This window comes from Niveibacterium umoris, from assembly GCF_014197015.1.
GTDB lineage: Bacteria > Pseudomonadota > Gammaproteobacteria > Burkholderiales > Rhodocyclaceae > Niveibacterium > Niveibacterium umoris.
Genome location: NZ_JACIET010000002.1, coordinates 438,021 through 460,454, shown reverse-complemented (window position 1 = coordinate 460,454; position 22,434 = coordinate 438,021). Strand labels below are relative to the sequence as shown.

General features: G+C 66.2%; 24 protein-coding genes. 13 read left to right on the top strand and 11 right to left on the bottom strand.

What is annotated here, in order from left to right; genetic code table 11:
- The first annotated feature begins 8 nt into the window (after positions 1 to 8).
- The 5 genes from GGR36_RS14090 (at position 9) to GGR36_RS14070 (ending at position 4,079) form a co-directional block, all read left to right on the top strand.
- Positions 9 to 593: an NAD(P)H-binding protein gene (locus tag GGR36_RS14090; RefSeq protein WP_183635357.1), complete on the top strand. Its 585-nt coding sequence runs from the start codon at positions 9 to 11 to the stop codon at positions 591 to 593.
- Positions 590 to 2,008 carry an MFS transporter gene (locus tag GGR36_RS14085; RefSeq protein WP_183635356.1) on the top strand — a complete coding sequence of 473 codons (1,419 nt, stop codon included), beginning with the start codon at positions 590 to 592 and terminating at the stop codon, positions 2,006 to 2,008. Before GGR36_RS14090 ends, GGR36_RS14085 begins: the two co-directional genes overlap by 4 nt.
- Before the next feature lie 29 nt (positions 2,009 to 2,037).
- Positions 2,038 to 2,463, top strand: coding sequence for a (R)-mandelonitrile lyase (locus GGR36_RS14080; protein WP_183635355.1), 426 nt, complete (start codon positions 2,038 to 2,040; stop codon positions 2,461 to 2,463).
- 34 nt (positions 2,464 to 2,497) lie between these two features.
- Positions 2,498 to 3,496 (top strand): aldo/keto reductase, encoded by a 999-nt coding sequence (locus GGR36_RS14075; RefSeq protein WP_183635354.1) that lies wholly within the window; start codon positions 2,498 to 2,500, stop codon positions 3,494 to 3,496.
- 412 nt (positions 3,497 to 3,908) lie between these two features.
- A complete protein-coding gene (locus tag GGR36_RS14070; RefSeq protein ID WP_183635353.1) occupies positions 3,909 to 4,079 on the top strand; it encodes a hypothetical protein in 171 nt (56 codons plus the stop codon).
- Between the two features lie 129 nt (positions 4,080 to 4,208).
- Here the strand turns inward: GGR36_RS14070 and GGR36_RS14065 are convergent, their stop codons facing one another.
- The 3 genes from GGR36_RS14065 to GGR36_RS14055 all read right to left on the bottom strand — a co-directional run bounded on the left by GGR36_RS14065 (position 4,209) and on the right by GGR36_RS14055 (position 6,729).
- Positions 4,209 to 4,934 carry a hypothetical protein gene (locus GGR36_RS14065; RefSeq protein WP_183635352.1) on the bottom strand — a complete coding sequence of 242 codons (726 nt, stop codon included), beginning with the start codon at positions 4,932 to 4,934 and terminating at the stop codon, positions 4,209 to 4,211.
- 129 nt (positions 4,935 to 5,063) lie between these two features.
- A complete protein-coding gene (locus tag GGR36_RS14060; protein ID WP_183635351.1) occupies positions 5,064 to 5,843 on the bottom strand; it encodes a hypothetical protein in 780 nt (259 codons plus the stop codon).
- Between the two features lie 16 nt (positions 5,844 to 5,859).
- Positions 5,860 to 6,729, bottom strand: a complete 870-nt coding sequence (locus GGR36_RS14055; protein ID WP_183635350.1) for a hypothetical protein — start codon at positions 6,727 to 6,729, stop codon at positions 5,860 to 5,862.
- A gap of 334 nt (positions 6,730 to 7,063) precedes the next feature.
- On the opposite strand from GGR36_RS14055, the gene GGR36_RS14050 reads away from it, so the two are divergent.
- On the top strand, positions 7,064 to 7,234 hold the full coding sequence (locus GGR36_RS14050) for a hypothetical protein (protein ID WP_183635349.1): 171 nt from the start codon (positions 7,064 to 7,066) through the stop codon (positions 7,232 to 7,234).
- A 129-nt stretch (positions 7,235 to 7,363) separates the two neighbouring features.
- Entirely contained in the window at positions 7,364 to 7,891 is a 528-nt protein-coding gene (locus tag GGR36_RS14045) for a hypothetical protein (protein WP_183635348.1), read from the top strand.
- Between the two features lie 29 nt (positions 7,892 to 7,920).
- On the opposite strand, the gene GGR36_RS14040 is transcribed toward GGR36_RS14045, so the two are convergent.
- Together GGR36_RS14040 and GGR36_RS14035 are read right to left on the bottom strand one after the other, a co-directional pair.
- Complete coding sequence (locus tag GGR36_RS14040; protein WP_183635347.1) at positions 7,921 to 9,012, bottom strand: NADH:flavin oxidoreductase/NADH oxidase; 1,092 nt, start codon at positions 9,010 to 9,012, stop codon at positions 7,921 to 7,923.
- Positions 9,013 to 9,044: 32 nt separating this feature from the next.
- Entirely contained in the window at positions 9,045 to 10,064 is a 1,020-nt protein-coding gene (locus tag GGR36_RS14035; protein ID WP_242533265.1) for a zinc-binding alcohol dehydrogenase family protein, read from the bottom strand.
- Between the two features lie 117 nt (positions 10,065 to 10,181).
- Here GGR36_RS14035 and GGR36_RS14030 point away from each other — a divergent pair, with 117 nt between their 5' ends.
- The 3 genes from GGR36_RS14030 to GGR36_RS14020 all read left to right on the top strand — a co-directional run bounded on the left by GGR36_RS14030 (position 10,182) and on the right by GGR36_RS14020 (position 12,353).
- Entirely contained in the window at positions 10,182 to 11,093 is a 912-nt protein-coding gene (locus GGR36_RS14030; protein ID WP_183635346.1) for a LysR family transcriptional regulator, read from the top strand.
- Between the two features lie 238 nt (positions 11,094 to 11,331).
- A complete protein-coding gene (locus tag GGR36_RS14025; RefSeq protein WP_183635345.1) occupies positions 11,332 to 11,502 on the top strand; it encodes a hypothetical protein in 171 nt (56 codons plus the stop codon).
- 125 nt (positions 11,503 to 11,627) lie between these two features.
- Positions 11,628 to 12,353, top strand: coding sequence for a restriction endonuclease (locus GGR36_RS14020; protein ID WP_183635344.1), 726 nt, complete (start codon positions 11,628 to 11,630; stop codon positions 12,351 to 12,353).
- Between the two features lie 239 nt (positions 12,354 to 12,592).
- Here the strand turns inward: GGR36_RS14020 and GGR36_RS14015 are convergent, their stop codons facing one another.
- The 5 genes from GGR36_RS14015 to GGR36_RS22290 all read right to left on the bottom strand — a co-directional run bounded on the left by GGR36_RS14015 (position 12,593) and on the right by GGR36_RS22290 (position 19,234).
- Positions 12,593 to 14,731 (bottom strand): DEAD/DEAH box helicase, encoded by a 2,139-nt coding sequence (locus GGR36_RS14015; RefSeq protein ID WP_183635343.1) that lies wholly within the window; start codon positions 14,729 to 14,731, stop codon positions 12,593 to 12,595.
- Positions 14,732 to 14,840: 109 nt separating this feature from the next.
- The gene (locus tag GGR36_RS14010) at positions 14,841 to 15,977 is read right to left on the bottom strand and encodes an FRG domain-containing protein (protein ID WP_183635342.1); all 1,137 of its coding nucleotides are present in this window, start codon (positions 15,975 to 15,977) and stop codon (positions 14,841 to 14,843) included.
- 101 nt (positions 15,978 to 16,078) lie between these two features.
- Positions 16,079 to 18,067, bottom strand: a complete 1,989-nt coding sequence (locus tag GGR36_RS14005; RefSeq protein WP_183635341.1) for an OPT family oligopeptide transporter — start codon at positions 18,065 to 18,067, stop codon at positions 16,079 to 16,081.
- Positions 18,068 to 18,200: 133 nt separating this feature from the next.
- A complete protein-coding gene (locus GGR36_RS14000; RefSeq protein ID WP_183635340.1) occupies positions 18,201 to 18,545 on the bottom strand; it encodes a diacylglycerol kinase in 345 nt (114 codons plus the stop codon).
- Positions 18,542 to 19,234: a phosphatase PAP2 family protein gene (locus tag GGR36_RS22290; protein WP_183635339.1), complete on the bottom strand. Its 693-nt coding sequence runs from the start codon at positions 19,232 to 19,234 to the stop codon at positions 18,542 to 18,544. The genes GGR36_RS14000 and GGR36_RS22290 overlap by 4 nt, the downstream gene beginning before the upstream one ends.
- Positions 19,235 to 19,419: 185 nt before the next feature.
- Between GGR36_RS22290 and GGR36_RS13990 the strand changes: the two genes are divergently transcribed.
- Positions 19,420 to 20,088 carry a hypothetical protein gene (locus GGR36_RS13990; protein ID WP_183635338.1) on the top strand — a complete coding sequence of 223 codons (669 nt, stop codon included), beginning with the start codon at positions 19,420 to 19,422 and terminating at the stop codon, positions 20,086 to 20,088.
- Positions 20,089 to 20,109: 21 nt separating this feature from the next.
- Here the strand turns inward: GGR36_RS13990 and GGR36_RS13985 are convergent, their stop codons facing one another.
- Positions 20,110 to 20,685 (bottom strand): DUF3568 family protein, encoded by a 576-nt coding sequence (locus GGR36_RS13985; protein ID WP_183635337.1) that lies wholly within the window; start codon positions 20,683 to 20,685, stop codon positions 20,110 to 20,112.
- Between the two features lie 339 nt (positions 20,686 to 21,024).
- Here GGR36_RS13985 and GGR36_RS13980 point away from each other — a divergent pair, with 339 nt between their 5' ends.
- Both GGR36_RS13980 and GGR36_RS13975 read left to right on the top strand, forming a co-directional pair.
- Positions 21,025 to 21,504 carry an FKBP-type peptidyl-prolyl cis-trans isomerase gene (locus tag GGR36_RS13980; RefSeq protein ID WP_183635336.1) on the top strand — a complete coding sequence of 160 codons (480 nt, stop codon included), beginning with the start codon at positions 21,025 to 21,027 and terminating at the stop codon, positions 21,502 to 21,504.
- A 116-nt stretch (positions 21,505 to 21,620) separates the two neighbouring features.
- On the top strand, positions 21,621 to 22,430 hold the full coding sequence (locus tag GGR36_RS13975; protein ID WP_183635335.1) for a hypothetical protein: 810 nt from the start codon (positions 21,621 to 21,623) through the stop codon (positions 22,428 to 22,430).
- Positions 22,431 to 22,434 lie beyond the last annotated feature (4 nt).

The window sequence follows — 22,434 nt, the reverse complement described above, 5'->3', positions numbered from 1 at the left end:
AGCTTCCCATGCCACGCATCCTGATCCTCGGCGCGAACGGCCAGCTCGCGCGCAACACCGTTCCGTTCTTGCTGGAGCAGCCGAACGTTGAGCTGATCCTCTTTCTGCGCCGTGCGAAGCGGATCTCAAACCCGGACCCGGCGCGTGTGCGCATCGTCGAAGGCGATGTGCTCGACCAGGCCGTTCTGGAGGCTGCGATGCAGGGGCAGGACGTGGTTTATGCCAACCTCGCTGGCGCCATTGCGGAGCAAGCGCGCGTGATCATCGCTGCGATGCAGGCGACGGGATTGAAACGCCTGATCTTCATCAGTTCGATGGGGATCTACGGCGAAGTGCCGGGCGAGAAGTATCGCAGCGTGCTCGACCCCTACCGGGATTCGGCTGCGCTGATCGAGGCCTCGGATCTCGACTACACGATCCTGCGCCCGGGCTGGTTCACCCGCGACAAGTCGGTGAGCTACCAGCTCACGCAGAAGGGCGAAGCCTTCCGTGGGCACGACGTGTCGCTCAACAGCCTCTCCGACCTGATCGTGAAGCTGGCACTCGATCCGGCTTTGCATCGGCGCAGCAGTCTTGGCGTCAGCACGAAATGAACAATACGAACCCCCATCCCCATCGCGGCACCATCCTCGCCATCATCATGGCGAGCTACCTGATGCTGGTCGTCGACATCTCCATCGTGCTCACCGGCCTGCCGAAGATCCGCGCCGAGCTGGCCTTCACGCCGGCCAGCCTGTCGTGGATCCAGAATGCCTACACGCTGGCTTTCGGTGGCTTCCTGCTGCTCGGCGCACGCGCCGGCGACATCCTCGGCCGGCGCCGCATGTTCATCGTCGGGCTGGCCATCTTCACGTTTGCCTCGTTGGCGATCGGGACCGCGATGACCCCCGCGTGGATGATCGCCTTCCGTGCCGTGCAGGGTTTTGGTGCGGCAGTGCTGGCGCCTTCCACGCTGGCATTGATCGCCACCTATTTCGAGGAAGGCCAGGCGCGTAACCGTGCGCTCGCCTGGTACGCCGCGGCAGCCGGCATCGGCGCGACCCTCGGCCTGGTGCTGGGCGGTCTGCTCGCCGACCTCATCTCCTGGCGCGCCGGCTTCTTCATCAATCTGCCGATAGGCGCCGTGCTGATTGTCGGAAGCCTGCGTTACATCGGCGAAACGCCGCGCCATACCGGTCGTTTCGACCTGGCGGGTGCGCTGACTGCCACGCTGGGCATGTTCGCGCTGGTGTTCGGCATCGTCGAGGCCGCCGAAGCCGGCTGGGCCGCGTCGCTGACGCAGGGCGCCATCCTTGCCGGCATCCTGCTGCTCGGCGCCTTCCTGTGGATCGAGCAGCACGCTAGTCAGCCCCTGCTGCCGCTGGGCCTGCTCGGCGATGCCCAGCGCAACGGCGCCTATGTGGCGCGCCTGCTGTTTCTCGCCGGCATGGTGGGCTTCTGGTTCTTTACCGCGCAGTACCTGCAGGGCTCGCTGGGCTTTTCGCCCATGCAGGCCGGGCTGGCCTTCGTGCCGGTGACCTTGCCGCAGTTCCTCTCGTCGATCAGCGTGCCGCGCGTCACCCGCCGCTTCGGGCAGCGTCGTGTGCTGCTGGCCGGGCTCAGCCTGTGTGTGGTCGGCCTGCTGTGGCTGGGCCTGACGGCGGCGCGGATGTCGTATCCCGATGGTGTGATGTTGCCCATGATCCTGCTGGGCTTCGGTCAGGGCTGGGTGCTGGCGCCGCTCACGGTGGCGGGTGTTTCAGGGGTGGAAGGCCGCAACGCAGGCGCTGCATCTGGCCTCGTCAATGTCGCCCACCAGCTGGGCGCCTCGCTCGGGCTCGCCGTGCTGGTGGTGGTGTATGCAGGGGGCCACGCACCGGTGTTCGATGCTGTCGGCATGGCACGCCACACGGGTATCACCCTGCAGGCCGCCGCGCTGTTGCTGTTCGCAGCCCTGCTGGTGTCGGCGCGTTACCTGTTCCGGCGCCCGCCTGCCGTACTCAGCACCCCGGCGTCCTCACAAGCCTGACTCCCGATCGTGAGCCGAAAGGATTTTCCATGAAAGCGAATACAGACACTTCCGCTGCCGTGAATGTCGCCCGCGCTGGCAGTCACAAGACCTTTGCCGGTCCTGCCGAGTGGTTCACCGGCACAGTCAATGTCGAAATGCTCTTTACCGCGCCGGGGCCGGCCACCGTTTCGGGCGGGCTGGTGACTTTCCTGCCCGGCGCCCGTACCGCGTGGCATGCCCATCCGCTCGGGCAGACCCTGGTGGTGACCTCTGGTTGCGGCCGTGTGCAGCACTGGGGTGGGCCGATACAGGAAATCCGTCCCGGTGATGTTGTCACCATCCCGGCAGGCGTGAAGCACTGGCATGGCGCCGCGCCGGATACCGCGATGTCGCACATCGCGATCCAGGCGTCACTGGACGGAAAAAATTCCGACTGGATGGAAAAGGTCAGCGCCCAGCAATACGCCGGCTGAGCCGGGACTTCGAATTTTCCGTAAGGAGCACTACATGCAGAAACGCGCACTTGGCAACAGCGGTCTTGAGGTTTCAGCCATCGGTCTGGGCTGCATGAGCATGACCGGCGCCATCTATGGCCCTCCCGCAGATCGGTCGGAGATGATCGGCCTGTTGCGTGCCGCGCATGAACGTGGCGTGACACTCTTCGACACTGCCGAGGCCTATGGCCCCTTCGCAAACGAAGAACTGCTCGGCGAGGCGCTCGCGCCGATCCGCGATCAGGTCGTCATTGCCACCAAATTCGGCTTCGACATTGATCCGGTCACCGGCCAGCGAGGCCCGGGCACCAACAGCCGGCCGGCACACATCAAGGCGGCGGTCGAGGCCAGCCTGAAGCGTCTGCGTACCGATTACATCGATCTGCTCTACCAGCACCGTGTCGATCCGGCCGTGCCGATCGAGGACGTCGCCGGCGCCGTCAAGGATCTGGTGGCTGAAGGCAAGGTGCGCCACTTCGGCTTGTCGGAAGCGGGTGTGCACACGATCCGTCGCGCTCATGCGGTGTTGCCGCTTGCGGCCGTGCAGAGTGAATACTCGATGTTTTGGCGCGGGCCGGAGCTGGAACTGCTGAGCACGCTCGAGGCGCTGGCTATCGGGTTCGTGCCTTTCACCCCGCTTGGCGCCGGCTTCCTGACCGGCAAGATCGACGCCAGCACCCAGTTCGAGGCGGGCGACTTCCGCAACATCGTGCCGCGTTTTTCGCCCGAGGCCCGCACGCAGAATCTCGCGCTGGTGGAACTGCTGAAGAGCATCGCTGCCAGCAAGGGGGCCACGCCTGCCCAGATCGCGCTGGCCTGGCTGCTGGCGCAGAAGCCATGGATCGTGCCGATTCCCGGCACCACCAGGCTGCACCGTCTGGAAGAAAATCTTGGCGCAGTGAACGTGGAACTCAATGTGGACGATCTCGCCCGCATCCAGGCTCAACTCGCCGGCATCGTGATTCAGGGTGAGCGTCTGCCCGAAGCCATCCTGAAAATGACCGGTCTTTAACAGGCTGTGCCCAGATTCAACCGGCTCGTCCGGTATGTGCGTCGGCGGATCGAGACGCAGGGTTCGGTGATGATCGAATTTGGCAGTCCGAAAAGTAACGCATTGCAGACTGAGCCCGCCCGCCTGTCGAATGACCGTTAAGCCGAAGACTTGTCGATCAGCAATTGAGGTTTGTAGTCCCGCAAAGGGATGCGCGACGCCTCGGTCCGCGCGGTTCGATCCCGTGCCCGAATCCCTTGGGCGGGTGTGAATCCGGCGCCGCGAGAGTGCGCCGTCTGCGGCCGGTTTTCTGCAGCCTGTTCCGCGCCGGCTGCAGTTCATCGCACGCCGCTCGCGGCCATCAGGGCATTGATCCATCCTGCACTCAACGCAGCACCGAACGCTGCCCCCCAGTGAAAGACAGGAGATCGCCATGAACGCCCTTCGCATCCGCCCGACCCAAGCCCTCGTCGCTGCCCTGATCGCCTTTGCCGGTGTGGCTGGCACTGTCGGCACCACGGTGATCGGTTACCAGCAGGTCGCCGCGCAGGCTGCCATCCCGGCCAACGTGATGGTCGCTGCTGCGGGCCAGAACCGCGGCTGACGGATTCGCGCCGGGTGCGTCTAGGGGTTGATTACCGCGGTGCCAACGTCAAAACGCTGCTCCCCGTTGAACGCTGCAATCGTTGCAGCGCATACGAAGCACGGGCGTCAGGCCCGCAAAGGCAAGCAGTCACTGAGGCGGAATCTTGACCCCATTCAGGGAGACTGGGCGCGCGACAAAACTTTGCTGCAGCCACGTTTTGCCAAGTTCGAAAATCAGCGCATCGGTGGTGACGACGGGCGATGACCAGGTCGTGCCTTGGTCATCAGAAAACGACTGAAAAACGGCGTCAAAGATGCGCGTGTGAGCAAAACCCTCGTGCGTCTTATGCAAGGGCTGCTCATAAACCAGACGGCCGCCCATCGGCACGATGAAACCGAACTTCGGCGCCGCATCCTTGATGCCCGCTTCATCCATCTTCTGTCGCAAATGAGCAGGCAGTTCATTGGGGACAACATACACCCATGTAACATCGAGTTCTCCCCGAGGAAACTTTTCCCTGGAGGCCCACTTGCCTGTGGAGTAGCGAAACGTCATCGGACCGAGCGCCACGCCATTTCTGAGGCCGAAATGAGCACACGCTAACGCAGCATCGACGGCCTGCTTTCCGTAGTAGAAGACCGATATCGGGATATCGACCGGACCACCGTCCATTCCATGGTATTCCGCGTCCCAATCGCGCCGATCCGACTCTCGGGATGCATGAACCAGGGGCAACGGAACCAATGAGAAGTCATATCTGGAACGAAGAATGATCTTCGCGCCGTCGGGAAGCCGGCACTCGATTCGATCTTCTCGCCCGATAGCCATGACAGAAGGGCTCGCGAGTGATAGTGCCGCAACGGCGATGGCCATCAGCCGGTTTCTGAGCATCTCCGTTCTCATTGTTTGCATGGACTTGATTCGCGGTTTCGGTACTCGTGCCCAGTAACGGATTGCCAGGCCGCCAGCCTCGTCGGGCACCCTGTTTCGGCCGGTTGAGGTCTATTGAACACAACTGTTGTCGGGCGGTGGGTCTTCGGGAATCTTCTTTCCGTTCAGAGATACCGGCTTCGCGAGAAAGCTCTGCTGCGACCATGACTTGCCCAGCTCAAAGATCAGCGCGTCAGTCGTCACCACGGGCGGGGACCACGTCTTTCCGTGATCATCTGAAAAGGACTGATAGACGGCATCGAACGTCTTTTCCCGGAAAAAACCTTCACGACTGCGGTGCAAGGGTTGTTCATAGACGAGTCGCTTTCCGGTCGGAAGGATGAAGGCGAAGTAGTAAGTGGCGTCTTTGATGCCGGCATCGTCCATCTGCTTGCGTTTCTCTGGCGGCAAGCGGTCCGGCACGAAACCTACACCGCCGGCGTCGAGCAATTCCCATGGGAGTTGTTCGCTCGAGAACCATCTGCCATCGGCTTCCCGAAACGTGTGTGGTCCCAATACGACCCCGTTCAAGACGCCAACATGCGCACAAACGGCTTCGAGGCTCGAGCGAGTCCTGTTGCCGTGGTAGTCAACTGCGACGGGCGTGTCGGTGACCTTGCCCTTCTTGTCGCGATAGCGTGCATCCCAGCTATGTCTGTCCGATTCGCGGGAGGCATGGACGAGCGGCACGGGCACGAGTGAGTAGTCGTACCTGGAACGGAACAGCACATGCGTGCCGTCGGGAAGCTGGCAATCGAGCCGGTCTTCCCTTTCGATGGCTTGGGCGGCAAGACTCGCCGCACAGCAGGCTGCGGCGAGGGTCAGGCGGCTGATCAGGAGGGGCGAAGGCATCGTTTCCTCGGCTGCTTTACAGCGAGGCCGGATCGAACTTCGAAGGGTCGAGCGGCTGTGAGAGGTGCACTTCGGTCGCGGTGCTGTCCACCGCGGCGGGGTCGCCCGCGCCGGCGCCCGGCTGCAGGATCTTGACAGCCAGCACTAGATTGTCCTGCCCCGCCACGCCCATCATCGGCACCGGCTTGCTGACCTGGGCGACGCACTCCGTCATGCGCTGCGCGGGGAACTCGTATTCCTTGCAGCGCTGGCCGGCGATGCTGCGTGTGCGGCCGGTGTCGACCACCGGGAACGCATCGGATGCGCTGGTGAGCAGGGTCGGGACCGCGCCGGAGGCAGCGAGTTGCTTGACTGCGGCTTCAAGGGCCGCGGGGTCGTCGGGCGTTTCGTCCAAACGCGCGTCGTAGGTGCTGCCGTGTCGCCCCCAGCGGATGTGGCGACCATTCGCAAAGCGCGCCTCGAAGCTCACCACCTCGCGGATCGGGCCGTAGGTGCAGTCTTCGCTCAGGCTGGAGTACTCATAGCCATGTTTGTAACTGGCAATGCGATCGCTGCCGAAGTAGCGCTCGGTGCGAAGGGTGCCGATGCGTGGGTCCAGCAGGTCGAGCGTCAGGGCAGGGGCGGCCGGCAAGCCCTGGGCTTCGCGCGCCGCAGCGCAGTTGTTCTGCAGCGTCAGCGCGATCTCCCGGAGCCATGCTGAAGGCACATCTTCGATTACGACGTAGTGCATGGCACTCGCTGCGGGTGTCGGCGCTGGGGCTGGCGCGGGGGTCGGGCTGCTGCTGACAGCCGGCGTGGGGCTGGAGGAGTCGCCGCCACCGCCGCCACAGGCGGTCACGAGAAGGGTGGTGGCGAGCACGCCTGCAAGACTGGTACGGTATTTCATGGGGGCCTCGAATGACATCTGAAGAGCGCCGGCCCAAGTGTTGTTTCGTTCAAGGCGGGCCGACGATGCTGCTGTGGCATGAGTATGCCAATGCAATAATCGCTGCCGCATGCGTTGCGACGCGGGCCTGTGATCCGGGTCACGTCGTCCGCCAACTCAAGTGCCCGGGGCCGTCACGCGGCGTGCCGTGGCGCCGTCTGCGGCCGGTTTTCTGCAGCCCGTTCCGCGCCGGCTGCAGTTCATCGCACGCCCGTCGCGGCCATCAGGGCATTGATCCATCCTTCACTCAACGCAGCACCGAACGCTGCCCCCAAGTGAAAGACAGGAGACCGCCATGAACGCCCTTCGCATCCGCCCGACCCAAGCCCTCGTCGCTGCCCTGATCGCCTTCGCCGGTGTTGCCGGTACGGTAGGTACGACCGTGATCGGATACCAGAAGGTCGCGGCGCAGGCTGTGGTACCCGCCAGCGTGATGGTGGCAACTGCGGGTCAGAACCGCGGCTGAATCCCAGCCGCGCCCTGCCCCGTTTCTTGAGAGGGCGGGACGCGCAATGCGCTGGGCCCGCCACGCGGTTCATGCCAAACGACTTTTCGAGTACCGTCCACCTGCACGGATTGCCGGAGAGGAGTCGCCATGGCTTTGACACTGAAGGACCAGCGCTGGATCGGATTGACCAAAGGCAGGGATGATCAAGGGTGTGGTGTCGCGTGCATCATCAGCGTGCTGACTTCCCTCGGTGCGGCGCCGACAGATTCGGCCGACCAGATCTTCAAGGCGGTGCAGGCGACCCGGCTGACTCGTCACCTCGGGGCTACGCCCGCGAACATTGCGGACTACCTGATCCAGCAAGGCCGTACCGTCTGGTACAGCATTGACCTGACGCATTTGACCCCGATCGCGGGCACGCTCTCGCTCGGACTGCGCTCATCCAATGCGACCAAATTGCCGCACCCGCCCGCCCACGGCGCAATCACGGCGGGTGGACCGCCGTATTTCATCCATTTCCTGAAAATCAAGGGGGCAAATCCGGCGGGGCATTTCGTCGTCAGCGACGGCCAGGGGAGCTACATGGACCCCGGCGCGCCAGGTTACGCAAAGATCGGTGCCTTCCCCGCCTGGAAGCACTTCTACGACACCGGCGTGACGCTGATCGTGCAGTAGCTGGCCGACGGAACGCGCGCGCGGCGCCGTCACTTGAAGAGCTTGTGCACGCCGTGTGGCTGCGAGCGCCAGTACTGCGGTGGTGCAGTGACCTGCGCGCCGAGCTTGGCGGCCGCGTGCCACGGCCAGTGCGGGTCGTAGAGCATGACGCGCGCTACGCCCACCATGTCGGCATGGCCGTTTGCGACGATGGCTTCGGCCTGCTCGGCGTCGGTGACCAGGCCGACCGCGATGGTCGGCAGCCCTGATTCGGCGCGGATGCGTGCGGCCAGCGGTACCTGGTAGTCCGGTGCCGGCGTGATCGCCTGCAAGGGCGATAGCCCGCCGCTGGAAACATGGATGAAGGCGCAATGGCGCTTGGCCAGTGCCTGCGCGAAGACCACGCTCTGCGCGATGTCCCAGCCGCCCTCGACCCAGTCGGTCGCCGAGATGCGGATGCCGACCGGCACGCTCGCCGGTAGCGCCTCGCGCACCGCATCGAACACCTGCAGCGGGAAGCGCATGCGGTTTTCCTGAGAGCCGCCGTATTCGTCTGTGCGAGCGTTCGACAGCGGTGAGAGGAACTGATGCAGCAGGTAGCCGTGCGCGGCGTGGATCTCGATCGCGTCGAAGCCGATGCGATGCGCGCGCTGCGCGGCCGTCACGAATGCCTGCAACACGCGTTGCAGGCCCGCCTGATCCAGCGCGAGCGGCGTGGCGTCGTGCTCGTTGAAGCTTAGTGCCGACGGTGCCACGGTCTGCCAGCCGCCCTGAGCCTCGCGCAATGCGGGGCCGCCGACCCAGGGCAGCGGGTTCGAGGCCTTGCGCCCGGCGTGACCGAGCTGGATCGCCAGCGGCATCTTCGAATACTTGCGCACGCTGTCGATGACCCCGGCCAGTGCGGCTTCCGTCGAATCGGACCAGAGGCCCAGATCCGCCGGCGAGATGCGCCCGGCGGGTTCCACCGCAGTGGCTTCGATGATCAGCAGGCCGGCACCCGAGAACGCGAGCTGGCCGAGGTGGATGCGGTGCCAGTCGGTGGCGTGGCCGTCTTCGGCCGAGTACTGGCACATCGGCGCGATGACGATGCGGTTTTCAAGCGTGAGGGGGCCGATCGAGTACGGCGTGAATAGTTGGCTCATGGTGTTCGTCCTTGTCGGGGCGCCGCGGCGCCTCAGAATCCTTCCAGCACGATCTTTCCGATCACGGTGCCGGTTTCCTGCAGACGATGCGCCTCGCGCAAGTTGGCGGCGTTGATCTTGCCCAGATGCCTGCGTGCCGTGCTGCGCACCGCGCCCTGATCCACCAGCTTCGCCAGTTCGCTCAAGAGATCGTGTTGTGCCTGCATGTCGTCGGTTTGATAGAGCGAACGGGTGAACATCAGTTCCCAGTGCAGGCTCAGGCTCTTGCGCTTGAGCAGGCGCACGTCGATCGCGTCGGGGTCGTCGATCAGGGCTAGCTTGCCCTGCGGTGCGAGGATCTCGACCAGTTGCGCGAAGTGCTGGTCGGTCTGCGTCAGGCTGATCACCTGGTCCACCGGCGGTAGCCCGAGCGCCGCGATCTGCAGCGCCATCGGCTGGCGGTGATCGATCACATGATGGGCGCCGAGTGTGCTGACCCACGCGCGCGATTCCGGCCGCGACGCGGTGGCGACCACCGTGAGCCCGGTGAGCTGGCGCGCGAGCTGGATCAGCACCGACCCGACGCCGCCCGCGGCGCCCACGATCAGCAGCGTGCTCGGCTTGCCGGCGCCGGCCAGTGGCACCTGCAAGCGATCGAACAGCAGTTCCCACGCGGTGATGCCGGTGAGCGGCAGCGCCGCGGCATCGGCGGCCGACAGCGACCGCGGCCGCAGCGCGACGATGCGTTCATCGACCAGCTGGAATTCGGCGTTGCTGCCGGGCCGGTCGATCGCGCCGGCGTACCAGACCTCGTCGCCCGGCTTGAACAGCGTGACCTGCGGGCCCACCTCGACCACCACGCCGACCGCGTCGAAGCCCAGCACGCGGGCATCGCCGGTGACCGGTGCGCCCTTGCGGACCTTGGTGTCCACCGGGTTCACCGACACCGCCTGCACCTGCACCAGCAGGTCGCGGCCCGCTGCCTGTGGGCGTGGCAGTTCGAGGTCGATCAGGCTGTCGGGCGCGTCGATGGCGCCGGGTTGGCGATAACCAACGGCTTTCATGAGGGACATTGGGGGCTCCTGTGAGTGCGGTGAGTCAATGGCTGCACTCTACGACGTCGTCGTGCGCGCGGTAATCCGGCTGAGGTTTGAATTACTATCAAACAGAATTTGAAATTAGGGGCCGCCATGCCGCATCTGTCCGATATCCAGCTCTTCATCCGCGTCAGCGAGGCCGGCGGGATCAGCGTCGCGGCACGCCAACTCGGTTTGACGCCTGCCACGGCCAGCGCGGCGCTCAAGCGGCTTGAACGCGAACTGGGCAGCCAGCTCTTCGAACGCTCGACCCGTTCGCTGCGGCTCACGCAGGCCGGGGAAGACTTTCTGCGCTACTGCGTGCAATCGACGCAAGCATTGGAAGAGGGCATGGCGGCGCTGCGGCAGGGGCGCGATTGTGTGTCCGGCGAGATCCACCTCGGCGCGCCGTCCGACCTCGGGCGCGACTATCTCGACGAGGTGCTGGAACCCTTCCGCCAGCAGCACCCGCAGGTGCGCATCGTGATGCATCTGTCCGACGGCCTGCACGACCTTTATCGCAATCCGATCGACCTCGTGCTGCGCTATGGACTGCTGCGCGATTCGACGCTGATCGCGCGCAAGCTGTGCGACAACGACCGCGTGATCTGCGCCGCGCCGGGCTACCTCGAGCGCCGGGGGCGGCCCGCCTCGGTGGAGGCGCTTGCCGCGCACAATTGCATCTGCTTCTACCGCAATGGCGAGCTTTACAACGACTGGCGGCTATTCCACGACGGTCGCACGCGCGAAGTGCGTGTCAGCGGCGACCGCGCGGCGGACGATGGTGCGCTGGTGCGCAAATGGGCGTTGCTCGGCCACGGCATCGCCTACAAGTCGCGCATCGACATCCACACCGATCTGGCTGCCGGGCGCCTGATCGATCTCTTCCCGGATGCGCAGTACGAGCAAGTGCCCTTGTTCGCGGTCTACCCCAGCCGCCAGTATCAGACGGCTCGGCTACAGGCGCTGCTGGCCTACCTGCAGAAGGTTTTCTCGCAGCCAGCCCCAGGCCAGACAACAGGCTGACCGGCACCGCCAACTGCCGAGGCGCGTCTCCACGCGCGCCATACGCGGCTGCGCTTGCAGGCTTGGATGTGCCCGGCGAGCCGCGCTATCTGCAGTCTGTTCCACCTTCCCTGCAGTTTGTCGCAAGGCGGTCGCGATGGCGCGGGCGTGCGTCCATCCTTCACTCAACGCAGCACCGATCCGGAGACGACCGACCCGCTGCGCCCCCGACGAATCGCATGAGTGAGAGGAAGCTGCCATGAAAACCATCGTATCCCGCCTGAACTACAAAGTCGTCGCCGCCGTGCTGGCGCTTGCCGGGTCGGCCCTGTGCCTGGGCACCACCCTGGTCGGTTATGAGCAGGTCGCCGCGCAGGCCGTCGTTGATGTGCCGGTGACGGTGGCCGCCGCGACGGATCACAAGGGCTGAACGGCACCGGGCGAGGCCCAGAACGCAGTGCAGCATGACAAGCTTCATGCTTCCGGAATGGTTGCGCTCGCGCCGCGCGGTATCGCGATGGCATGCTGAGCGCCAGTCAACCGGAGCCCCCAGCCATGACCGCCTACCCGACTCATTCCGACACTGCCGCGTCGCCTTTGCGATGGATCCTGGCGCTTGCCGCAGCGTCGCTCGCGCTGATCGCGCTGACCTCGCCAGCGGCTGCGCATCTGCAGGTCTCGCTGCGCGCGGCGGGATTCGCCGTGGTGGGCGGCCTCGCCCTGTTCGCGGCGGCGCTCTACCGGCGCAAGGATCGCCCGGCAGCGCCGCAGGATGACCCCGAGCTGACGCTGCTGGTGCTCGATCCCCCCAAGCGTGTGCCCTCGACCGCAAACCGCGTGTCCTCGGCCAACATCGAAGCGCCGCTTGCGCGGCGCGCCGAGAAGTGGTCGCCGGAGCTACTCGCGACCGTCAAGGGCGATCGTTTCGCCCGCCTGTGCGTGCGTTATCACGCAGCGCGTCTGCTGACTACCGAACCGATGCCGATGGCGAGCGGTCGCGGCCTGGCGGTGAGCGGCGCCGGGCTGGTCGTGCATGCGCTTTCGCACACCAACGAAATGGCTGGCGCCGACCAAATCGCCGACCTGATCGCCGACATGAGTCGCGCTACCGTGCAGCGCGGTGTGCTGATGAACGCCAGCGGCTTCACCGAAGAAGCCCGAAGCCTGGCGACGGCCCACGGCATCACGCTGATCGACAGCCGCCTGCTCTACCTGATGTTGCGCCGCCTGCCGGACGAGGCGCAGCGCGATTTGCTGGCGTTCGCGACCGGAAGCGCCTGAGCCAAATCCGCCGTCGGACCTGCCGACCTGGTCGGGCGCCCGGCGGACCCTCCCCGTGTTGCCGTCAGGCGCCGCCCTGGTCAACGATTGCGCCGGCGCCGACAGACAAGCCGCTGCGACATCCTGCGGCGGCCGAAACGTACTGGGGCAAACGCTGGCACGGTGATCCGCTCCGCTCACCCGTGACCCATGGCGACCTCGACAGCACTTGATCCTGCGAGGTCACCGGGTCGAGGCGTTCAGCGCGTCGGCTTCTTGCCCTTGGGCGGGCCCCAGGGCTTCTTGTCGCCAGCAAAGCCGGGTTTCGGGGGGCGATCGCCCCATGGGCGGGACGGGCGATCGTCGGCCGGGCGTGGCGGGCGGCGGTCGTCATCGAAACTGCGCGGGCGGTCACCCCAGGGGCGATCAGCTTGCGGGCGGTCAGCGGCCGGACGATCGCTTGCAGCGCGGTCCGGGTAAGGGCGCGGTGCTTGCGGGCGGTCGCCATAGGGACGCGCGGGCCGGTCGCCCCAGCTACGCTCGCCTTGCGGACGCGGCGGTCTGTCCGCTTGCGGGCGATCGCCCTGCGGCCGGTCGTTGCCCCAGCGCCCTTGCGGTTTGCGATCGTCGAAGCGCGGGGCGCCGCGATCGTTTTCGCGATGCCCCCAACCGCCGCCGCTGCGTTCTTCGCGGGAGTCGCGCCGCGGTGGCCGGCGGTCCATGCCTTCGTCCTCACCCTCGGCCATCGGCCGGATCGCCAGCGCCTGCCGACGCACGCGGATCGCGCCGATCTGTGCCAGCACGTCGGCGGGCAGGTCGCGCGGCAGTTCTACCGTGGAGAAGTCCGGGAACAGGTTGATCTGACCGATGTAGCGGCCTTCGATGCCGCCTTCGTTGGCGATCGCGCCGACGATCTCCTTCGGCATCACGCCGTCGTTGCGGCCCACGTTGATGCGGTAGCGCGCCAGTGCGCCAGCCGAGAACTCGCGGCGCTTGGCGAGGATCTCTTCGCGGTTCTCGCGCGTCGGGCGTTCGCTTTCGGGCCTTGCTGCGGGTTCATCCGGCCATTCGGCCGGGTCGAGCTTGAGCGGGCGCTCGCGTTGCGCGATCCAGGCCAGCGCAGCGGCGATTTCGTGTGCGGTGAGGTCCTGGTCGTCTTCCATCTGGCTCACCAGCTCGACGAAGTATTCCAGCGATTCGTTCTCGATCACCTCGGTGATCTGCTGCTTGAACTGCTCGGCGCGCTTGATCTCCACTTCGCTGCGCGTCGGCAGGCGCAGCGGTTCGATCGTCGCGCGGGTGACGCGCTCGATCGTCTTGAGCATGCGGAATTCGCGCGGGCTGACGAACAGGATCGCGTTGCCGGTGCGGCCCGCACGGCCGGTGCGGCCGATGCGGTGCACATAGGCTTCGGTGTCGTACGGAATGTCGTAGTTGATGACATGGGTGACGCGCGGCACATCGATACCGCGCGCCGCCACGTCGGTCGCGACGACGATGTCGAGCTGGCCGTTCTTCAGCTGCTCGATCACGCGTTCGCGCAGGCCCTGCGTCATGTCGCCGTTCAGCGCCGCAGCGGCGATGCCGCGTGCTTCGAGCTTCTGCGCCAGCTCTTCGGTGGCGATCTTGGTCCGCACGAACACGATCGCGGCGTCGAAGTCCTCTTCCACTTCAAGGATGCGCGTGAGGGCATCGAGCTTGTCCATGCCGCGTACGGTCCAGTAACGCTGGCGGATCGCCTCGACGGTGCTGGTCGCGGCGCGGATCTTCACCTCGCGCGGTTCGCGCAGGTAGGTGCGCGCGACACGGCGGATCGGCTCCGGCATGGTCGCCGAGAACAGCGCGGTCTGCCGCTCGGGCGGCGTGTGCTGGAGAATCCATTCAACATCGTCGATGAAGCCCATGCGCAGCATCTCGTCGGCTTCGTCGAGCACCATCACGCGCAGGTTCTCGAGTTCGAGGCTCTTGCGCTCGAGGTGGTCCATCACCCGGCCCGGCGTGCCGACGATCACCTGCGGCCCGCGCGACAGCGCCCGCAGCTGCACCACCATGCTCTGGCCGCCGTAGATCGGCAGCACATGGAAGCCGGGCAGGTGGTGGGCGTATTTCTGCAGGGCCTCGGCGACCTGGATCGCGAGTTCGCGCGTCGGCGTGAGCACCAGCGCTTGCGGGCGGCGCTCGGCGATGTCGATGCGCGAGAGCAGCGGAAGCGCAAAGGCCGCCGTCTTGCCGGTGCCGGTCTGCGCTTCGCCGATGATGTCGTTGCCTTCCAGCAGCAGCGGGATGCAGGCGGCCTGGATCGGCGAGGGGGTTTCGTAACCCACGTCGGCAAGCGCACGCAGCAGCGCTTCGGGCAGGCCGAGCTCGGCGAAGGTGGTCGGGGTGTTGGGTGTAGTCATGGCGGGGGCCCTGCGAGGACGGCCCGAAAACACGGGCCAACCCTGAAGTATCGCCGACGCGGCGCCGTTTGCCGAATATCTGCAGGGGGCGGACGCCCCGCAAGGCGCCTCAGGCGTCGGTCACGGTGTCGTGTGGGGGGCGCCAGCGGCTTGCGACGTCGCGCGACTGGTAGTCGAGCTCGGGGAACAAGGCGGCCTCGGTGATGCCGATCAGTGCCAGTTCACCCCGGATCGCCGCCCGCTTGGCGGCTGGAATGCGCAGCCACTTGAGGATGCGGGTGCGGCGTAGCGCGGCGTCGATGTCGAGCAGGTCGATCGGCGCGCCGATCGCGGTGGGCGAGAGCGCCTTGCCCGCCCAGGCGGCGGCGTCAGCGACAAAGCGTCCGCCGTGCAGCGTGAAGGTGCCGGACTGGTTGCGGATGCGCGGATTGCTGCGCGGCGGGAACACCGCCACTGGCATCGACAGGCGCACCGCGAGGCGTTCCGCGCTGGCCCAGTTGCCGTCGTCGAAGAGGTTGCCGGGCTTGACGCCACGCGGGCCGTTCATCGGTATGGCGCGCAAGTCCACCGCGGCCGGCGTGCTGGCGATCTGCGCCACCGGCACCGGTGTCTCGCCAATGGCGCCGAGCAGGCGGCCGTGGCGGTAAGTCTCGCCCGGCACATCGGGCGCCTGCAGGCTGCGCGCGACGCTGTCGCGCCAGGCTTCGCGGTTGCGCACCCGGCACAGTGCCGCGCGGGCGACCACGTCGGCATCGTCGGCATAGAGCAGTTCAGCGCTGCGCTGGCTCGCCGAGCTGTAGTAGTTGAGGCGCCGCGCGTTGAGGATCCACAGCGCGGCGTCTTCGTTGCCCCCATCCAGAGCGGGATCGCGCACCGCGAAGAAGAGCGCGACGAGCAGGTTCTCGCTCCAGTCGAGCAGGCGGGTCGGCGCGAGGTAGTGCTGCATCGTCACCAGCGCCGCAAAATCTGGCGTGCCGGGCGGCACTGCGTCGGGGTTCAGCGCGCGGAAGTGGCGGGTGAGCGAGACCTCGTCGATTGGCGCGGCGCCCGGCGTGGGCCGCAGCAGCGTCGGCACCAGTCGGTAGCTGGCGCGTTCGTGGCCGCGGAACCACAGTCCGAAGCGTGCATCGCCGCGGCGTGCGCTGGCTTCCGGCGCGAGCGCGTCGAGCAGTTTGCCGCGGGTCAGCGCGTCGATCGCCTGCGCGACGCTTTCGATGGTCTTCGATTCGGCGGGGATGTCGCGCATGCGGGTGGCCTGATCCGGGCGGGGCCTCAGATTCTACGTGGCGCCCAAAGAAAAACGGCGTGCGGGGTGCGCACGCCGTTTCGAGCCACGCTGAACTGGAATCAGATCAGCACATTGACGATTGCGTTGCCGATGCCAAGCAGCGCGGCGCCCGAAATCAGGCCGGCGCAGATCGGTTCAAGGCCGTCGACCCAGATCGCGTGGCCACGGGTGCCGGGCTTGCCTTCGTTGCGGCGGCTCATGACCCAGAACAGCAGCGCGCCGACGAACATCGTCAGCGATGCGTCCGGCGGCAGCACGACGCCAAGGCCGATCGACACCGCAGACAGCGGGAAGCGGCCCTTCGTGACGATCTTCGCCACTTCGATCGCGATTGCGGCGACACAGGCGAGCACCATCGCGATGACGGCGGAGGTCGGCAGCGAGGCCACGCCCTTGGCGATGATCTCGGCGACACCCTTCCACTGCAGCGCAGCGGGGAAGGCGAAGGCGTCCGAGACGATGGTGGTGGTCGAGCGCACGCCTTCGGCGTTCTTCGGCAGGAAGAGCAGGAAGAACAGCGGTGCGCAGGCGAGCGCGCCGGAGAAGATGCCGATCACATGGCCGATCGCCTGCTGGCGCGGCTTGGCGCCGAGCATGTAGCCCGGCTTGATGTCGGAGAGCAGGTTCGCCGCGTTGGCCGAGATCTCGGCCGTCATGCCGGCCGGCAGCAGGTTGCTGGCCGGGTTGCTGCGATCGAGCGCGCCGATCGAGAACTGCGTGATCTTCGCCATCGCGCCGAGCGGGATCCACGAGGTCAGCGCCATCGAATTGGTGCCGATGATGGTCAGCACGAAGATCAGCGGCAGCGAGACCACGCTCAGCAGCCAGGGCACGCCGAAGAACTCGTGCGTGACCCAGGCACCGAGCACGCTGAACAGCGGCACACCGACGTAGGACACCCACAGCGGCAGCTCGATGTCCTTGAGGATGTCCGGGCCGTTGCTGACCGCCTTGTTGCGGCCGCTCATCGACTTCCAGGCGCTCTTGAAGATCTCAGGGCGGCCGACGAGGCTGACCAGCGAACCGGTCACCATCATCGCGACACCCCACCACAGCGACCACTGGTTGACGATCTCGCCGCGGTTGATCGGGATCGGCGTGCCGTCGGCCGCCACGCGCGGCACGATGTCGCCGAGCTGGATCACGATCGGCGCGAGCACCGCGAAGTTGATGAAGCTGCCGAGCAGCACGCTGCTCGCGACCGCGATGCCCATCAGGCCGCCCACGCCGATCAGCGAGGCGTCCAGCGTCGCGCGCCAGCCGAGCTGGCGGATATCGGTACCGAGGATCTTCGGAATCCACAGGTGATAGGCGGTCGCGAGGTTGTAGTAGTAGGTGTCGATCCGCTCGTGGAAGGTCCAGGGCTCGGTCATGCCGGCCCACTTGTCCATCTGCAGCAGCTTGAACTGGATCAGCTTCATCCAGCCATCCGACACGATCATCTGGAAGAGGCCGGTGACCCCTGCCACCACCGCCAGCAGCCGCGCCTTGAAGATGCCGACCGCGGCATCGCTGGTGTAGAGCGAATCGAGCACCACGCCGCAGGCGCGCCCCTCGGGGAAGGGCATCTGTTGGTCGTTGACGAAGTAGCGTTTGAGCGGGAAGGCGATCAGCACGCCGAGGATCGCGACGATCACCTGCCAAACGACGATCTGCCACGCCGGGATGATCTTGTCGGTGATCAGCATGTAGGCCACGAGGCTCGCGGTGAGCGGCGTGGTCATGTAGCCCGCTGCGGTGGCGATCGACTGGGTGCAGTTGTTCTCCAGGATCGTCATGTCGCGTGTGATGCCCGCCTTGGAGAGCGAACGGAACAGCGCGAACGAGAGGATCACCGAGGTCAGGCCGACGCCAAGGCCAAGGCCTGTCTTCGCGCCGATGTAGAGCATGGTGGCAGAGAGGATGCCGCCGAGCAGGAAGCCGGTAAGTGCGGAGCGGATCGTGAGCTGGGCCATGTCGCCCCGATACACGTTCTTGAACCACCACTCGTCTTTTTGCGACCGCGTCCAGGTGCGGGTCTGTTCGTCGGTGAGGTGCTGAATGGCCATGAAATGTGTGCGCCTGTGGGTTGATTGGCAGTCTTGCAGTCGCGACGGGGTGCAACCGGGTGGGTTGCGCCATCGCGAGGCGGGCGCATTGTGACAGAGCGGTGACCCGGGAAGATAGGGTCCCGGTCAACCCTCAGCGGAACACAAAGGCCACGGCGACCGCCAGCGCGATCAGGCTGGTCACCAGCACCGCGCCGGCCGCGATGTCCTTGACGACACGGATCTCCGGGTGGCGTTCGGGGTGCAGGTGGTCGATCAGCGCTTCGAGCGCCGAATTGAAAAGTTCGGCCATCAGCACCAGGCCGACGGTGATCGCGCCGATCGCCCACCACACTGGCGCCGGCCGGGTGACCAGCAGCACACCCAGCACCGCTCCGGTGGCGAGCAAGTGCTGGCGGAAGCTGTGCTCGCGCCGGAAGGCGGCTTTGAGGCCATCCACCGCAAAGCCGAGCCGGCGCAGGAATGTCTGGCCTTTCATGTCTTGCGTCCCCTCTCGTGACCGGTCAGCTGCGCAAAGATCCAGCAGGCCAGAGCCCAGGCGGCGCCCAGTGCCCAGCCGGCGAGCACGTCGGATGGCCAATGCACGCCGAGATAGACGCGGCTCGCGCCGATCATCGCGGTGAGGCTCACCGCCAGCACCATCAGGTAGCGCTTCTGCCACCAGCCGTATGTGATGCGGGCCAGCAGGGCGCCGAGGGTCAGATACACCACGGCCGAGAGCATGGCGTGGCCACTCGGGAAGCTGGCGGTAAAGACCGTCGTGGCGTGCGGCACCAGATCCGGCCGAGGCCGCGCAAAGGCGGACTTGAGCAGCAGCGATGCCACCGCACCACTGACGGTCGCGGCGGCCACGAAGGCGGCGGTGCGCAGGTCGCGCCGAAGCAACAGGAAGACCACGCAGGCGGCGACCAGCATCCCGAGCACCGTCGGGCTGCCGAGCGCGCTGACATCGCGCACCGCCTCAGCGACCCAGGCTGGGCCGAGTGTTTGCGAAGGGTCTTGCGGGGCGCGCAGCGCCATCAGGATCGCCGTGTCGGTTGCATGGGTGCCACCGCTGGCGACCTCATCGGCGAGGGCAATGAACAGCGCCAGCACCGCGGCCACGATGCCGAGTGCCGCCAGGATGCGCGGTTCGAGCGCGCGGTGGATGTGGGTCAGGCGTGGCATGCAGCGGCTCGTGTATCTGGGGTAGGTGCCAGTGAGTCCCGTTGTGCGGGCGGCGCGTGCCGTCCAACGGCCACTCTAGCGGATGCGTAAGTGTATGGAGTGTCGCGTGACGATGCTGTAAGGAATTGCCACGCCGCACGGTCTCCCACTGCAGGGAGGCATAGCCGATGAAAAAGGGGCGAAACGTGGGAACAGCAATGGATGGGCGGCAGGGCGGCAAGCGGGTCATGGCAGCGCTGCTGATCGGTGGGCTGATGGTGGTCGCCGCGTTGGCGACGCGCGCATCGGACCGCGACGGCGAACAAGGCACGCCCGCGGACACGCAGGTGCGCCGCATCGCGGCTGTCGATGCCTTGCAGGGGCATGTGCAGCTCGCCACCGAACAGCTGGTGCAGCTGCTGGTGACACCGGAGCGCGAGCAGCGCGTGCCGATCTATGCCCGTATCGATGAGGAGAACGCGCAGGCCGACAAGGCGCTGGCGGATCTGGCTGCACTGTCGGCATCGCCGCAGGAGCGCGCGCACCTGAGTGCACTGCAGGATTTGCGTGCCCGCTACGGCGAGCTGTACACGGCGTCGGTGGAAGAGATCGAGCTCAACGGCGCCAAGGGGGCGCTGGCGCAGTTCTGGTCCGAAACCCGCGGCGCCTTGATGGCGCTAACGCAGGCCACTGCACACGCAGTTGACGACGAACGCGCCCGCTTGAAGGCGCTGCGCGCCGGGGAGGCGGTGGTCGAACGCGAGGCCTGGATGCGTGCCGGCCTTGCTGCGCTCGCCGTGTTGCTCGCGGCCGGCCTGGGCCGCTTGCTCAGCCACCACCGTGGCGCGGCGCGGCTGCAGCCGTCGGTACCCTGACACACCTGTGCGGCGTTGCGATCAGATCGAGGTCTTCTTCTTGTTCGAAGTGCCGTTCTTGCGTGTGCTGACGGGTTCGTCGCGAATGAATTTCGCGTTGTCGATCTTGCCCGCCCGGGCCGCAGCGTCGGCGGCTTCCGCCAGATCGACCACCGCGAGCGAGCGCTCGATCTGCGCCACGATTTCCTGGGCCGTGGCGCCATCCACCCGCAACAGGTCCTTGCGCGCGACGACATTGACGCGGGTGAGGGTGGGCGAGAGCGGTTCGAGTTCGACCGACACGTTCAGATTGCTGACCCGCGCACGCGTCACCTGGCCGCTACCGGTGCTGGCGACTTCATCCACTTCCAGGTACATCCGCTTCGATGCAATCCGGGTCGCCGCGTCGACCTTGCTGAACGGCTCGGTGAACGTGCGGCTGGCGGTACCGTTGAGCTGGTGAGAGAGCCCGGCACCGGCGCCCGCCCCGGCGAGGCTCACCGCAAGCGCAGCACATCCGTTGAGCAGTGCGAGCGCGAGGATCGCGGCGCCGAAGGTCGCCAGCATGCGGGTCAGGGCGTAGAGGCAATGTGCGGTTTGGGTGTGCAACGTTTGCATGGGGCGGTTTCCTGAAAGCGTGGTCAGCCGGGGAGCTTTTCCAGCGCTAGCAGCTGTTATGCCAGATGGATTGCCGCGCCAGGCGCAGGGGTGCGGTTTGCGGAGAGGCGCATGCGGTCTTGCCGACCGGCACGCCGCAGCCGTGAAGGCAGAATCCCCTTGCCGGGCAGCATGACGTTTCGCGTCACATCGCCATTCGCGCTCGGTCACCTGAGGTCGTGACCCGCCCCACGGCTGAACGCAGTGATCGCCGATCGGCCCCGACGCTCCGGGATTTGCCTTGTCCGCGCAACAAGCGAAAATGGCAGGCTATTCACTTTGTCCGGACGGGCTTGCGCCATGAAAATCGAAAAGAACACCGCCGTCACCCTGCGCCTGAAGGTCACCGACCCAAAGGGCGTGTTCGTCTACGACGACGGCAAGACGCCGATGTCTTACCTGCACGGCGGTTACGAGAACATCTTCGAGAAGCTTGAAGCGGTGCTCGAAGGGCAGGAGGCGGGCTTCGCCGCGACGGTCGATCTGAGCGCCGAAGAGGCTTTCGGCGAACGCGACGAGTCGCTTGTCACCACCATGCCCAAGAGCGAATTCCCGCCCGGCGTGAAGGTCGGCGGCCAGCTGCAGCGCATGGGTGCCGACGGCGAGATGCGCTACTTCTTCGTCACCAAGATCAAGGGCCCCACGGTGATGCTCGACGGCAACCACCCGCTCGCCGGCAAGCCGCTGCGCATCAGTATGAAAGTGGTCGAAGTGCGCGCCGCCACCGCCGAAGAGATCGAACACCAGCATGTGCATGGCGAACACGGGCACCACCACTGAGCAACGATTTGCCGGCACCTGCCGATGCCAGGTTGTTGACGCCGCGAGGTATCGCGGCGGCCGGCGCCGGGGTAGCGTGGCGGCGGGTGCCTTGTAGCCCGTCCTGAGAACTCACCATGACATTCAGACTCGTGGCGGTGGCCGCGTTGTGGATCCTGCTTTCGCACAGTGCCGCGGTATGGGCCGCCAAGCCGCAGCCTGAGGAAGACGACGACGAGGACGAGGAAGAGGACGTCTCCGATGAGATGCCGGCGGCGCCGGCACTGACGCCGCCTGCCGCGGGTGTCACGGCTGGCGAAAAGCCAGCGGTGCCGCCCGCAGACAGTGCGCGTACCGAAGGCGCCGACAAGGTGTCGTCGGGCGAAGAGGACGCCGAAACGCCTGAACGCGGGCTGTCGCTCTCGCTTTCCTACTACGCGATGCCGCAGGAGCCTGACTTCCTGACACCGGTGGTCGCCTTCGACCGCGGTCGCTTGCACCTGGAGGCGCGCTACAACTATGAGGCGCAGCACACCGGGTCGGTATTCGCCGGGGCGAGCTTTTCCGGCGGTGACGCGCTCAGCTGGTCGGTGACGCCCATCTTTGGCGTCGTCTTCGGCGACTACCAGGGCGTCGCGCCGGGCCTCGAGGCGAGCCTTGCCTGGAAGGACTTCGACTTCTACACCGAGTCGGAGTACTACATCGACCATCGCTCTTCCCGCCTCCATTACTTCAGCGCGTGGAATGAAATCGGCTGGCGGCCGATCGCGCCGCTGCGCATCGCGATGGTGACGCAACGCACCCGTCTGCTCCACCTGGAGCGGGATGTGCAGCGCGGGGCTTTGCTGCAGTGGACCCTCAAGCGCGGCGCGACGCTCGGTCTCAACTTCTTCAACCCCGGAAGCGATCGCCGCTTCACGATCTTTTCGCTGTCCACACAGTACTGATCAG